General features: G+C 51.6%; 2 protein-coding genes. Both read right to left on the reverse strand.

The features are described 5' to 3' along the window. Positions 1–2 precede the first annotated feature (2 nt). The gene (locus CIG75_RS10640) at positions 3–3,392 is read right to left on the reverse strand and encodes a non-ribosomal peptide synthetase (RefSeq protein ID WP_094236650.1); all 3,390 of its coding nucleotides are present in this window, start codon (positions 3,390–3,392) and stop codon (positions 3–5) included. Then, a complete protein-coding gene (locus CIG75_RS10645) occupies positions 3,389–15,622 on the reverse strand; it encodes a non-ribosomal peptide synthetase (protein ID WP_094236651.1) in 12,234 nt (4,077 codons plus the stop codon). Before CIG75_RS10645 ends, CIG75_RS10640 begins: the two co-directional genes overlap by 4 nt. Between the last annotated feature and the right edge of the window lie 2 nt (positions 15,623–15,624).

The following is a 15,624-nucleotide window of genomic DNA, read 5'->3' on the forward strand; positions in this document are numbered from 1 at the left end:
CCTTATTGTCTGGCATCGCGGCGTTGCTGTCGGCCTTCTTTCCGCCGCTGCATCGCGTCGCTCCGCGCTTCCGCCGCCAGTTCCGCCTGTTGCATGGACAGGCTGTCACGGCTGTCGTGATTTTCCGGAGCGCTAAGCAGTTTGGCCAGCGCATAGACGGTCGGGTGCTGAAACATCTCGACCAGCGCGATGTCCCTGTTCAATTCCCGGCACAGCTTGGTGTGCACTTGGATCACCAGCAGTGAATGCCCGCCCAGATCAAAAAAGTTGTCATGCAGGCCAACCTGGTCCACCTTCAACACTTCACGCCAGATCGCGGCAATCAAGACCTCCGATTCGCTTTGCGGCATGACAAATTCAATGTGCGTGTTGCGCTCGATCTTCGGTTCCGGCAACTGATTGTGGTTGATTTTTCCGCTCGGCAACAGCGGCATCTCCTCGAGTGGGATAACAGCGGAAGGAACCATAAAGGCCGGGAGCAGCTCTTTGAAACGCTGTTGCAGGGACAAAGCCAATTGGCGAGCCGGCGTCTCTTCGCCAGGCGCTTCTGCTTCGAACGGATTGGCGATGTTCTTGTCGAGCGTGATATAGACGATCAGCCTCGTGTCGCCTTCCACTTCCCGCGCCAGAGCGACCGCGTTGCGCACGCCGTCCGCCTCATGGACCAGATTTTCAATCTCGCTCAATTCGACGCGGTGTCCGCGAATTTTCACCTGATGGTCGGCGCGACCGATGATCTCCAGCGCCCCTTCCGCATTCCAGCGCGCCAAGTCGCCTGTCTTGTATAGCCGCTCCCCGCTTCCGGCTGCGGCAAAAGGGCTTTGCAGAAAGCGCTCCGCCGTCAATTCCGGCCGGTTTAGATAGCCGAGACCAACCCCGATCCCACCGATGTAAATCTCGCCGACCGCGCCGATTGGCACAGGTTCCAGGCGCTCGTCCAGCACGTAGAGATGCATGCGCGGAATCGGCCGTCCGATCGGGATGGCGTGGCGCTCATCGCCGCGCTCGCAAAACCAATAGGTGCACTCGACCGATACTTCAGTCGGCCCGTACATGTTGATCAGATCGGCTTCCGATGCAACATGAAACCGCTCCAGTAGGCTGGTTGTCATCAGTTCCGCCCCGCAGTAGACCTGACGCAGGTGCACGCACTCTGCAAATCGCGGCTCATCGAGCAGCATTTGCAACTGGGTCGGCACCACTTGGATCACCGTCACCTGCTCATGAGCCATCAAGCCAGCCAGATAGCCGGGGTCGCGATGCGCCCCTTGACGGGCGATGACGATGCGCGCGCCTAAGGACAGCGGAACGAAAAACTCCGTCACAGAAGCGTCGAAGCTAAACGGCGACTTCAGCACCTGTGCATCCTCCGTCGTCATCGGGAAATCATCATGGTACCAGCGGATCGTGTTGCAGATGCCCCGATGCGCAGTGACGACACCTTTCGGACGGCCGGTGGAGCCCGACGTGTAGATGACGTACGCCGGATCGGAAGGCAGTGCCCCACCCTCGGGGTTGTCTGCGTTCGAGCGGGCAATCTCCGCCCAGTCGCGGTCGAGGCAGAGCAATTTCGCTTGGTTTGCAGGCATGTTCCCGGCCAGTGCTTCCATCGTCAACACAAAGCGAGCTTCGGAGTCATCCAGCATGAACTGCAGACGCTCCGCCGGGTAATCGGGATCGAGGGGAAGATACGCCGCACCCGCTTTCAACACGCCAAACACCGCCACCACCATCTCAAAAGAGCGTTCCATGAAGATGGCGGCCAGTTGACAGCGGCCCAGCCCCTGCGCTTTTAGGTGATGAGCCACTCGGTTCGCCCGTTCGTTCAGCTCTCGATAGGACATCGTCCGGCCTTCGAACACAAGTGCTGGATGATCGGGGGTGCGCAGGACCTGCTCTTCAAACAATTGATGTAACAGCTCGTCGCGCACCGATACCGTCTCCGTTTCGCCCAACTGCACCAGATGCGCTCGCTCTTGTGCCGTCATGATCGGAAGCTCCGAGATTCTGCTGTCCGGCGCATTGACGATGCTTTCCAAAAGCGTCAAATAATGATGGGACAACCGTTCGACCGTGCCTGCCTCAAACAGGTCGGTCTTGTATTCAAATCCGCCGGCCAGTCCCCCGTCTGCTTCCCATAGAAACAGCGAGAGGTCAAATTTGGCGGTGCCGTTGGTCTGCTCGAACACGTCCAGCACCAAGCCGGGCAGTTCCAGCGCTGTGGACGGCGCGTTTTGCAGCGTGAACGTGGTCTGGAACAGCGGAGACTGGTTCAGGTTGCGCTCGACGTCCAGCTCTTCGACCAGCCGCTCAAACGGAAGGTCTTGATGCGCAAACGCACCGAGCGCCGCCTTTTTCGTGCGCTGCAGCAGCTCGCAAAAGGTCGGGTCGCCCGACAGATCGAGGTGCAGCGGCAGCATGTTGACAAAAAAGCCGATCAGCCCTTCTTGCTCCTGTCGGGTGCGGTTGGCAACCGGTGTGCCGATCACGATGCTCTCCTGACGGTTGTAGCGGCAAAGAAGCGTATAGTAGGCTGCGAGCAGCGTCATGAACAGCGTGGCTTCTTCCCTGCGGCTCAGCTCCTTCAGCCGCTGCAGAAGGCCAGCAGAACCCTGCATCCGCACCTGACCGCCGGAAAAGCTCTCTTTGCCGGGACGGGGGCGGTCGAGCGGCAGGTCGAGCAGGGCCGGAGCACCGGCGAGATGATCCTTCCAGTACCCGAGCATGCCGTACAGGTGATCGTCTTTTAAATGATCACGCTGCCAGACCGCAAAGTCGACGTAGCTGACCTCAAGCTCTGGCAATTGCACCTCTACCCCCTGCGTGCGGGCCCGGTAAAAATGGATCAGTTCCTTCAACAGCACCCCGCGCGACCAGCCGTCAGTGGCGATGTGATGCATGGTCAGCATCAGCCGGTGCTCCTCGTCCTCCTCGCGAATGACCGAAGCGCGAAACAGCAGGTCACGGCCGAGGTCGAAGGTGCGCGCCGCCTCTTCGGTCATCAGTCGCTCCGCTTCCGCCTCCCGCTCCCCCTCGGGCAGACCGCTCAAGTCGATCAGCGGCAGGGCAAACGGTTTGGGCGGATGAATCCGCTGGACGGGCCGCCCCTCGACGGCAGCAAACGTGGTGCGGAACACCGCCTGCCTGTTCACGATTTCCTGCAACGACCATTCCAACGCCTTCAGGTCGAGGAAGCCGCGCAGGCGAAGCACCAGCGGAACGTTGTTCATCGGGCTATCTTGGTACAGCTGCTCGACAAACCACAAGCGCTGTTGAGCAAAAGAGACAGGGGCGGTTTTCACATCGCCGTTTTTCTTTTGCATCAACTGAGCCAGCATCGCTCTCTTTTCTTCCGGCGTCATTTGATCCAGTTGTTTGATGTTCGAACTCATTGTGCATCCTCCGCTTCCAGTAACGCTTTTTGGAGCAGCAGCTCCACCTCTTCATCCGTTAACTCCAGCTCCTCGAGCAGCCGAAGCGCGTTTTCCCCATCTGTCTGCCGTTTCATCGGTTGTTCGATTTGCTGGGCCGACTCCGCGATGAGCCGTTCCACTTCGGCGGCGAGCAGCGCCGGAGTCGGTTTTTCAAACATCAAGCCGATCGGGAGCGGCAGGCTGTAGATCTCCCGCAGCTTATAAAGGACCTGCATCGCCAGCAGAGAGTGACCACCGAGTTCAAAGAAATGGTCATTCCGGCCGACACCTTCTCTACTCAAGACTTGTTGCCAAATGCCAGCCAACAACTCCTCCGTTTCATTGTGCGGTGCCTCATACTCGTTCATCGCCGGAATGAGATCCGATACAGGTGCTGGCAAAGCACGGCGGTCGACCTTGCCATTTGGCGACAGAGGCATCGCTTCCAGCCAGAAAAAGATCGACGGTACCATGTAGTCTGGCAATTGCGCTTTTAACTGTTGACGCAATTCCAAGTCAGTTACAGTTTCTTGCTCATCTGCTGTCAAATACGCTACGAGACGCTGATCACCCGGTACAACCTCCCAAACGGTGACAACCGCTTCCCGCACGCCGGAACAACTGCCCAGCACCGCTTCGATCTCACCCAATTCGATCCGCAAACCGCGGATCTTCACTTGGTTGTCGATTCGACCCAAATACTGAATCGTTCCGTCTGGCAGCCATTTTGCCAAGTCACCAGTTTTATACATCGCTACCCCCGGCATCGCGGAGAAAGGATCTGCGATAAACCTCTCGGCAGTCAGTTCTGGACGCTTGTAATAACCATTTGCTACCTGAATACCGCTAATATGCAATTCACCCGCCACACCTGCTGGTACTGGTTGCAGGAACGGATCCAGAATGTACAAGGTGGTGTTGGCAACCGGCCGACCGATTGGCACAAATTTGCGGTCACTGTTTGGTTCACAAGCCCAGTAGGTGACATCGACGGAAGCCTCTGTCGGTCCATAGAGATTGTGAAGTTGCGCTTGACTGATTTCAAAGAAACGTTCTTGCAGTTCGAACGGCAGCGCTTCACCACTGCAGAATACGAGGCGAAGCGACGTGCAAGTCTGAACCTGCGATTCTTCCACGAAGATCTGCAACATGGAAGGAACGAAATGCAAGGTTGTAATCCCCTGTTCTCGAATCAGTTCGACCAAATACTCGCTGTCTTTATGACCTTCCGGTTTCGCCACAATCAGACATGCTCCAACGAACAACGGCCAGAAGAATTCCCATACTGAAACGTCAAACGTAAATGGTGTTTTCTGCAACACCCGGTCCTCAGTGGTGAGTTTGTATTCCTCTTGCATCCATAACAGGCGGTTGATGATCCCTCGATGTGGTACCATGACGCCTTTTGGCTTTCCTGTTGATCCCGATGTGTAAATCACATAAGCGGTATCCTTCGACATCGTTGCAGTCACAAGATTGTCAACACTCTCATCGGCTAACTTCGCCCATGTGGCTTCCAGATCAAGGTGCATCACTTCTGCGCTGTATGCTGGCAGTTTGTCATGCAAATGCGATTGACTCAACAAGACAGAGACTTGTGCCTCTTCTAACATGAAAGCTAATCGCTCTGCTGGCAGGAACGGGTCCAGCGGCAAATACGCGCCACCCGATTTCAAGATTGCATAGAGGCTGATCACCATTTCCAATGAGCGTTCCATGCAGACACCGACCAGTACATTCGGTCCGACACCCTGCTTTTGCAGATGGTGTGCCAGCCGATTGCTCTGCTCATTCAGTTGGCGATACGTCATGCCTTCACAGCCCTCAAACGAAACGGCCAGTTCATCAGGCGTTCTTTCCACCTGTTGTTCAAACAGATGGTGTAAGAGTTCAACTTTCGGATATTCAACTGAAGTTTCATTCCATTCCACCAGTATTTGATACTGCTCATCCGCCGAGATGACCGAGTGGATTTCGTAGCGACCTGATGGGTCCGAAGCTATTTGTTCCAATACATTCTGGTAGTATGATCCGAATCTCGCTGCCTGCTCAGGAGTCAAATCCGCTTCATTCCAACGCAGATACAGTTGCACTTCCGCACTTTGTGAATCCAATCCGAACTCGACGGCAAACACAAAACTCGAATCCGCAATCGATCTCTCACCGAGGATTTCCACTTCTGGAATGCCCGACAGCGTTTCATAAACGTGGAAATGCGTGTAGTTAAACGCAGTCTCGAACAACTGTTGCCCACCTAAATCCTGCTGAATTTGCGCCATTGGATAACGACGGTGTGGCAAAAGTTCACGTTCGGTGGCAAATACCGTTTGAACCAGTTCCTGCCAGGTCCCCCCTGCTAACTCCAGTCGCAATGGCAACGTGTTCAAAAACAGGCCAAGCACTCGCTCACCATCCACTTCCTCGATCCGACCGTTGGTGACAAAACCAGTCAACACATCTGATTGAGCCCCCAACACGTTCAACACGCGAATGTGTGCAGCCAAAAGAACACTCTTTAGTGGTACATTCACCTGTTGCGCCATCAGTTTTAAGCCATGGGATACCTCACTCGGCACTTCGACTCGAGTCAAATGCATCTGGGATGGCTTCGTGCGATCTCTTCCTTCGATTCGCGGAAGTTGAGTAAACGTGAAGCCTTGTAGCGTTTGCTGCCAATACGCTTTTGTTTCTTCCGATCCTAGCGCAGTCTGCTCCAATTTGACGTACTTGTGGAACTGCGACTGCAGAGCTCCCGAATCTGGTGTCTCACCTTTTACAAAAGACATGTAGGTTACAAAAATTTCTGTGAGCAACGAAGCAACCGACCATCCATCCAAAATTGCGTGATGCTCCGTCAAACCAAATTGAAAAGTCTCCTCATCCATTCGATGCATACTGACACGAAGCATCGGCGGACATTTCCAATCAAACGGACGTTTCAATTCTGCATCGAACCAACGATCCAGCGCTTGTTCTCGTTCACCTGCTGGCAGATCACGCAGATCGTATACTTCAAATGGAATTTCCACATGACGATGTACCAATTGCAAGGGTTCGCGATAACCAGTCAATGCAAACGAAGTACGCAAGATTGAGTGACGAGACGCCAGTACCGCTAACGCTTGCTCCATCGAATCTTGATCAAATGGTGCGCGCAGATGATGAAGTGACACATTGTGATAAATTGCTTGCTGAGCTTCTTTTTCGCTGTGGAACAACATGCCCAATTGCAGTTGGGTCAGTGGGTATGCATCCTCCAGATTGGCTGGCAACTGCGTACGTTCTGCTTCGGTGATCAGCGAAAATGGTGCCTGTTTTTCCATTTCACGATCCACTGAGATCAGGACACCCGATTCTGTCAATTCATAAATCGACTGGTGACGGAACAAATCTTGCAAGGTGAACTGGATGCCTTGCTTTCGTGCCTCAGCGAGTACCTGAATGCTCAGAATTGAGTCGCCGCCTAACTCAAAGTAGTTATCTTGAATGCCAATACGTTCCACTTTCAAGACCTTTGTGAGAACGCCCACCAACTTTTCCTCGGCTTCATTGCGAGGTGCTGTATAAGTACGCATCTGTTCGGGACGGTTCTCTTCAGGTGACGGCAATGCACGGTGATCGACCTTGCCGTTTGCAGTCAGCGGCAAAGACTTGAGGATAACAAATGCGGCTGGGATCATGAACTCAGGTAAATTCTGCAACAAGTACTCTCGAAGTTCACGCGGAGTTAGTTGCTGATCAACATCCGTCACTACGTAGCCGATTAAACGCTTCTCGCCATCCGTGTTTTCCCGAACCAGCACTACGGCTTCGTGTACGTGCGGATGCTCGACGAGGCTGGACTCGATTTCGCCAAGCTCAATCCGGAATCCACGAACCTTAACTTGATGGTCGATGCGTCCCAAATACTCTAGGTCCCCGTCCGGCAAGTAACGTGCCAAGTCCCCTGTTTTATAGAGACGTGCATCCGGGTCGGTCGAGAATGGATTTTGAATGAAACGTTCATTGGTGAGTTCCGGACGATTCAGATAACCACGGGCGACACCTGCACCGCCGACATACATCTCCCCACACACGCCGATTGGTACGGGTTGGAGATATTGATCGAGCACAAAGACCTGCAAGTCCGGGATCGGAACACCGATCACGCTGCCCGTTCCACTTGCTACGTCCACCCAACGGATCGGACGATACGTGACGTGAACGGTTGTTTCCGTGATCCCGTACATGTTGAGCAATTTCGGCCGTTCATCGCCATGACGCTCGAACCACGGTTTCAAACTTTGCAATTCCAGTGCTTCACCACCGAAAATCACATAACGCAGTGCCAATGGTTGGGCTGCTTCCCCTTTTCGTTCCTCCGCTTGGATCAGTTGGCGGAATGCAGACGGTGTTTGGTTGAGCACTGTCACCTGTTCACTGACCAACAGGTCTAGGAAGTCCTCCGGAGAACGGCTGACCCAATACGGCACGACGACCAGTCGACCGCCGTAGAGCAGCGCGCCCCAGATTTCCCACACTGAGAAGTCAAACGCATAGGAGTGGAACAACGTCCAAACATCCCGTTCATTAAATCCATACCACTGCTCCGTTGCTTTTAATAAGCGGATTACGTTCCCATGTGGAATCAAAACACCCTTGGGCTTACCCGTCGAACCGGACGTGTAGATGACGTAGGCTAGGCTGTCAGCGTTCGCTTCACACGGCAAGTTGTCCGACTTCTGACGGCCGATGACATCAGCATCACGGTCAAGGCAAATCACTGGAACCTGATGCTCCGGCAATTTGTTTAACAAGTGCTCTTGTGTCAGCAAGACGGCGACTTGAGAGTCCTCAAGCGCATACTTGACTCGGTCCTGTGGATAGTTGGGGTCGAGTGGCACATAGGCGCCTCCCGCCTTCAACGTCCCGAGAATGGCGATCACGATTTCGATCGATCGATCTAAGCTGATTCCGACTTTCACTTCTGGACCAACGCCAAATGCGCATAAATAGTGAGCCAGTCTGTTTGCTTGCTCATTTACTTCACGGTACGTCAGGCGCTGGTCTTCCATCACCACTGCCTCAGCATCAGGAGTTTGCACGACCTGTGCTTCAAACCACTGATGTATACATAAATCCCGCTCAAACTCTTGCCATTGACCTTTGCCTTGTGTCAACATTTCCTGCATTTCTGCTTCTAGGAGCAATGGTAACCTTGACAATTCAGCATTTGGATTGGCTGTCACACCAACGAGCAATGCTTCGAAATGTCGAGCCCATCGGAGAATCGTTTCACGGTCGAACAAATCGCTGTTATATTCAAATTCCGCCGCCAATCCTCCCTCATGTTCACGCATCGACAACGTCAGGTCGAACTTGGCGATGTCCATTTCTACAGGCAATGGGCGAATTTTTACGTGACCGATTTGTTGCCTATCACCATGTGCGTTTTGTAACACAAACATCACTTGGAACAGTGGTGAATAACCTGTGTTTCGTTCAGGACTCAGCTCGTCAACCAATTGTTCAAACGGAACGTCTTGATGCGTGTAAGCTGCTAAAACAGTCTCACGGGTGCGCCCTAACAATTCGTTGAATGTAAGATCGCCTGACAGATCAGTGCGCAACACGAGTGTATTGATAAAGTAACCGATCAACTTTTCCAACTCGGGGAATCTGCGGTTAGCAACCGGGCTACCGACCAAAATGTCCTCTACTCCCGTATAACGGAAGAGCCACGTTTTAAATGCCGCCAACAGCGTCATATACAACGTAACACCCTCACGTGTTCCGATTGCTTTTAAACCCTCGGTGATCTCTTTGGAAAGCATGATCGTTTCCCGAGACCCGCGGTAGGTTTGCTCGGCTGGTCGAGGATGATCTGTCGGAAGTTGCAAGATCGGCAGTTCTCCGCCTAATTTCTGCTTCCAATAGGTCATCTGCTCTTCCTTTATGTTTCCTTGCAGCCACTCACGTTGCCATACAGCAAAGTCCGCGTACTGAACTTCCAACTGTACGAATGGAGAAGGATGACCTTGGGAGAATGCTTCATACAAAACATGTAGCTCTTCCATCAGTACCCCAATCGACCAACCGTCAGATACGATATGGTGCATGTTCAGTAACAGCACATGTTCTTCTTCGCCTATTTTGACCAAGGAAACGGCAAACAACGGTGCGTTGCGCAGGTCAAACTCATGATAAACTCCCGTGGCGAGCATCTGCTGCAATTGTTCTTGACGTTGCTCTGGATCGGTTATATCGCTCAAATCTGTACATGTCATGTTCAGGCCCAGTTCTGGCAAGATCACTTGTTTGGCGATGCCATCGACTTCGACAAAGACAGTACGCAATATCTCGTGACGTCGAACAATTTCATTCAGCGCACACTCTAACACCGAAGTATCCAGCCTGCCATTCAATTGATAGAGCACTGGCATGTTATAAACGAAACGATCGGACAAGAATTGATCGATGAACCAGAGGCTTTGCTGAGCAAAAGATAATGGCAGTTGCTCCCTTGACTCTACTGCCTGTAGAACCGGTAACATAGACAACTCAACTTCAAGGTGCAGTTGTTCACACTTGATACAGAACGCAGCGAGAGTATCCGCTTCAAACAGGAGGCGAACTGGGATGTTCCAATTCAGAACTTCCAGTATGCGGGAAACGACTTGTGTTGCCAGCAACGAATGTCCACCTAATGCAAAGAAATTGTGGTTGCGGCTTATATGCGCTACATTCAACACATTTGCCCAAATTTCGGAAACCGTAATTTCCAATTCCGTAACTGGTGGCAAATACGCTTCATCAGTAGCCGTCTCCAGTTCCAGTACTGGAACTGGCAATGCTTGGCGATCCACCTTCCCGTTCGGAGTCAAAGGCATAGCTTCCAACACTACAATCGGCGACGGTATCATATACTCTGGCATGTGCTCTTTGAGCCTGTGGCGTACCTCATGAGCCGTTACTTCACCTGTAACGTATGCGACCAGACGCTTGTCTCCATCTTCACGCACGATCACGACCGCATGGCGGACTCCTGCACAAAGGCTCAAGGCGGCTTCAATCTCTTCCAATTCAATCCGGTGACCACGGATTTTCACTTGGTTGTCAGCTCTGCCCAAGTATTCAATCACTCCGGCTTTGTTCCAGCGCACCAAGTCACCCGTCTTATACAAACGCGCCGCTTGTTCCTCCGAGAAGGGATGTGAGATGAAACGCTCTGACGTCAGTTCCGGTTGATTCAAATACCCGCGTGCGAGCGCAACACCCCCTAGATACAACTCCCCTGGCACGCCGACTGGAACCGGCTGCAGATTCTGATCGAGCACGTATACCTGCGTGTTCATGATCGGCTTGCCGATTGGTGGATGGCTCTCCTCTTGCGGGTTGCAGAAATACAATGTCGCGCATACTGTCGATTCGGTCGGACCATATGCGTTGAAGAGGTTCCGGCCCTCCCCCCAGCGTTTGACCAGGTCTTGTGTGCAAGCCTCTCCCCCGACGATCAAATTGCGCAAGTCTGGCAACTCCTGTGGCGTTTGCATCGCCAAGAACGACGGAGGCAACAATGCCGCTGTGATCTTCTTCTCCCGTAACATGTCAACGAAATTGGCTCCCAGCAACGACTCTCGATCGGTCAGATACAAGGTGGCACCCGTTAACAGCGTCATCACCAGTTCCCATACAAACGCATCGAAGCTGATCGAGCTAAACTGCAAGACACGGTCTCCCGCCTGCACTCCAAAACTGCGCTTATGTTCGGTCATCAAGTTGCCGATCCCCGAATGAGTGACCACGACGCCTTTTGGTCGACCGGTTGAACCCGATGTGTAGATGACATACGCCGCATGGTCGAGTTGTGTTTCATACTGCAACCGTTCCGTGTTCTGCTCAGCGATCTGCTCCCAATCCGAGTCCAGCAAGATCGTTCTTGCTGAATGAGTCGGTAATGAATGGAGCCACTTCTCTTCTGTGACCAACACAGAAACTTGCGAGTCTTCCATCATGTACGCCAGGCGATCAGTTGGATAGTTCGGATCAAGCGGTACATACGCACCACCTGCTTTCAAGATGCCGAGCACACCAACGATCATCGAAGGCGAACGATCAAAGCTAAGACCGACCAATGTTTCCACTCCGACTCCCTGCTCGCGAAGATATCTAGCCAATTGATTCGATCGCACATCCAATTCGCAGTATGTCATCTGACCATCTGTAAACTCAATCGCCACCGCATCCTGCCTTAGCTCCACTTGCGATTCAAACAGTTCCTGGAACGTCTTTGCCGGATAGTCGAGCACCTCACAGTTCCATTCTTGAAAAAGTTGGTTCCGCTCGGCTGGTGACAACATTGGCAATTGAACAACTTGCTGATCAGGTTCGCTAACGGCCGATTCGAGCACCTGTTGGAAATGTTCTAGCATGCGCTTAATTGTTGCACCTTCAAATAAATCTCGATTGTATTCGATCGATACGTGCAGACGATCGCTCATTTCATGAACTTGCATGGTTAAATCAAACATCGTCATGCCCCGATCAAATTCATAGGCTTGCATTTGCAAGTCATCCATTTGGAACTGACCCAATCCATCACCCGAGGCATTTTGCAATACGAACATGATTTGAAACAGTGGGGAATAACCAAGACTGCGATCAGGACTTAACTCTTCGACCAATTTTTCAAACGGAACATCTTGATGTGCATACGCCTCGATTGTGACCTCACGCACACGATGCAACAGTTCTCGGAAGCTCAGTTGCTCCGACAGCTCCGTACGCAGGACCAGCGTGTTAACAAAAAACCCAATCAATTCTTCGATCTCCCGACGATTTCGGTTGGCGATCGGACTGCCGACGAGCAGGTCGTGTTGCCCGGTGTAACGGTGCAGCAGTACCTTGAAGGCTGTCAACAACGTCATGAATAAGGTGACACCTTCGCTTCGGCTCAGTTCTTGCAATGCCTGACCAAGTGCAACGGGCAATTGAATTTTCTGTTGCCCACCACGATAGGTTTGAATGTTCGGACGTGGATGATCTGTCGGCAAAAGCAACACAGGCAGTTCCCCGCTTAGTTGCTTCTTCCAGTAGTCCATCTGCTGTTGAAGTGCATCTCCTTGCATCCATTCCCGTTGCCAAGCAGCAAAATCGGAATATTGGATCGGAAGTTCTAGCAAAGGAGAGACTTGATTATGCGCAAACGCTTGGTAGAGCGATTTCAGTTCCTCAACCAACAGGCCCAGCGACCAACCATCAAAAATGATGTGATGCATAATCAAGACCAGGAAATGTCCCGTTTCTGCATATTGAATCAGGAAACCACGTACTAACGGCCCTTGCTTCAAATCAAAAGCACGCGCACATTCGCGCTGTGTAAATCGTTCCACTTCTGCCAATACATCTGTCGAACACTCTTGGAAGTCGACTTCGCTCAAGACCAAGTGCAATGCTGGTGCCACAACTTGTATCGCCACACCGTCAACGTTCGCAAATGTGGTACGCAGCGCATCATGGCGCCGAATGATCTCATTCAAACTTTTCTCGAGAGCCGCTCGATTCAATGCACCTTCGAGACGAAACGCAAACTGCACGTTGTAGATCGATGGATCTTCAAGATACTGATCGAGGAACCAGAGCCGTTCTTGAGCGAAGGACAACGGCGCACTTTCGCCGCGTCTGGCGAACATCGACTCCACTTTTTCAGATTTAACTGCGGCACGAACGACGTCTGCGAACTCCGGTATTGTCGGCGCATTAAACAGCATTCCGATTGGCACCTCGATCTGGAAGAGTTCTTTTACACGCGAACCCACTCGCGTTAAAGACAGCGAATGTGCGCCCAGATCAAAGATGTTATCTTCCGCACTGACTTGCTGCACCTGCAAAATTTCACACCAAATCTTCGCAATCTCCTCTTCAAGGGAATCGCGGAATTTTCCCGTTTCCCACTCGACTTGCTGAGCGACGTTCGGTGGTGGGAGCAACCTTTTTTCGATCTTGCCGTTCGGATTTAACGGGAATGCATCGAGGCAAACAAATGCAGACGGCATCATGTAAGGCGGCAGTTTGCCTTTCAACCAATGACGAATATTCATCACGTCGTCGAGCTGTTTATCAACTGTAAAGTAAGCGACCAAACGTTGATCATCCAACTGGTCTTCACGTAGGATCACAACCGCTTCCCTGACAGCGGGGCAGTCTCCCAACACCGCTTCAACCTCGCCAAGTTCAATACGATGTCCACGAACCTTGACTTGATTGTCAATTCGACCGATGTATTCGATCTCGCCGTCTTTTCTCCAACGAACCAAGTCGCCTGTTCTATAAACACGCTTACCAGTTTGCTCTGAGAAAGGATGCTCGATATAGCGTTCCTGGGTAAGATCAGGTCGATGTAAGTATCCACGGGCGAGACCAACTCCCCCTATATACAGTTCACCTGGTACACCAATAGGCACTGGTTGCATGTATTTGTCCAAAACGTAACTCTCTACATTGCGTATTGGACGACCGATCGCTGGGTTGGTTTCTTCTTCAACAGAGCATTGATACAGGTTTGAAGCCACCGTCGCCTCGGTTGGGCCATAAACATTAAAGAACTTTTGACCGCGTCCCCAACGTTGCACCAAATTTTTTGAACACGCCTCTCCGCCTACAATTAAATGCCGAAGGTATTTCATTTCCTTTGGCTCATGCATCGCCAAGAATGTAGGTGGCACCGTGACGGTTGTGATCTGTTTCTCATCTAATAAACCGGCAAAGTTGGGTCCTAGCAAGGTCTCTCGGTCTGTAAGGCATAAAGTAGCACCTGTCAGCAAACTTAACGTCAATTCCCAAACAAATGCATCAAAACTAATCGAGTTAAACTGTAAGACGCGGAATCCCGAACCTATTTCCAATTTCGCCACTTGTTCAGTCATCAAGTTGCCAATGCCTGCATGGGTGACTAAAACACCTTTGGGACGACCTGTAGAGCCCGAAGTGTAAATGACATAGGCAACGTTGTCGATGGTTGATTGGTGAACCAAACGCTCACTGCTTTCTTTCTCAATCAGGTTCCAATCCCCATCAATTCGCACGACTTCAATATCCTGAGTAGGCACACGGCCAATCCACTGTTCCTGCAGTATCAATACAGGTGCTGTTGTATCTGCCAACATGAAGGAGAGGCGATCCACTGGGTAAGACGGGTCAAGCGGTACATAGGCACCTCCCGCTTTTAAAATGCCGAGCAAACCAACGATTAATTCGATCGAACGGTCAACGCACAGACCGACCAATGTTTCCGGCTTGACCCCTTTACCACGCAAGTAATGAGCTAACCGATTTGAACGCTCGTCCAATTCGCGATAAGTAAGTCGTTGACCGTTAAATTCAACCGCGATTGCATCAGGAGTTCGTTCTGCCTGTTCCTCGAACAGTTGGTGAAAGCACTTGTCTGCTGGAAAGTCCTCACTTGTACGCAACCATTCATCAAACAACAATCGGCGCTCATCGGCAGTAAGGATTGAAATTTCTGACATTTTTACTTGTGGATTGTTTACAAAATCCTGCAAGAGATTACAATACCGCTCCGCAAATCCTTTAATTGTACTCTCCTCGTATAAAGAACCATTGTATTGCCAATACAGTTTGAGCGTATTACCTTGCTCCACAACGTGCAGTGCGAGATCACTTGTAAACTTCTCGTTGTTTACCCAATCATTTGAATGGTATCGATACATGATCTGAAACAGCGGGTCATCTCCCTGAGCTCCCTCGCTTTGCAACATCTCCTTGATCTGTTCAATCGACACATCAGCGTGGTCGCTTGCCTTTTCCCATGTGTCACGAACTCTGGTTAGGGATTCACAAAAACTGAGGTTTCCGCCCAAGTCCGTACGCAACACCACATCATTCTCCCATCGTTCATCTGCACCACGTGACGGACGAATGCGGGTTCCAATCCAAACATCATCGTGGTCAGTCAATCGATGTAACAGGATAAAGAAGGTGGTCATGAACATTAAAGGCCGGTCAACACATACGTCCTTACAGCACCTGGAAAGAGATTCGAGTAGATTTGGAGTCAATTCATAGCTCAACATATTCCAGTTTTCAAGGTTGCCATGCGTGCGTGGATAGTCAGTCTGAAGTTGTTGGCGCACGACATCTCCTCCTAATTTTTGTTGCCAATAGATCAACTGTTCAGTCACCTGAGCAGTTGTCTGTAGTTTATCCGACATAT

Origin of the sequence: Tumebacillus algifaecis, assembly GCF_002243515.1 — a bacterium.
Taxonomy (GTDB): Bacteria; Bacillota; Bacilli; order Tumebacillales; family Tumebacillaceae; genus Tumebacillus_A; species Tumebacillus_A algifaecis.

What these genes read in the sequence shown, in the direction of transcription:
- CIG75_RS10640 (WP_094236650.1), bottom strand. Translation starts at nt 3,392, where the DNA reads ATGAGTTCGAACATCAAACAACTGGATCAAATGACGCCGGAAGAAAAG.
- CIG75_RS10645 (WP_094236651.1), bottom strand. Translation starts at nt 15,622, where the DNA reads ATGTCGGATAAACTACAGACAACTGCTCAGGTGACTGAACAGTTGATC.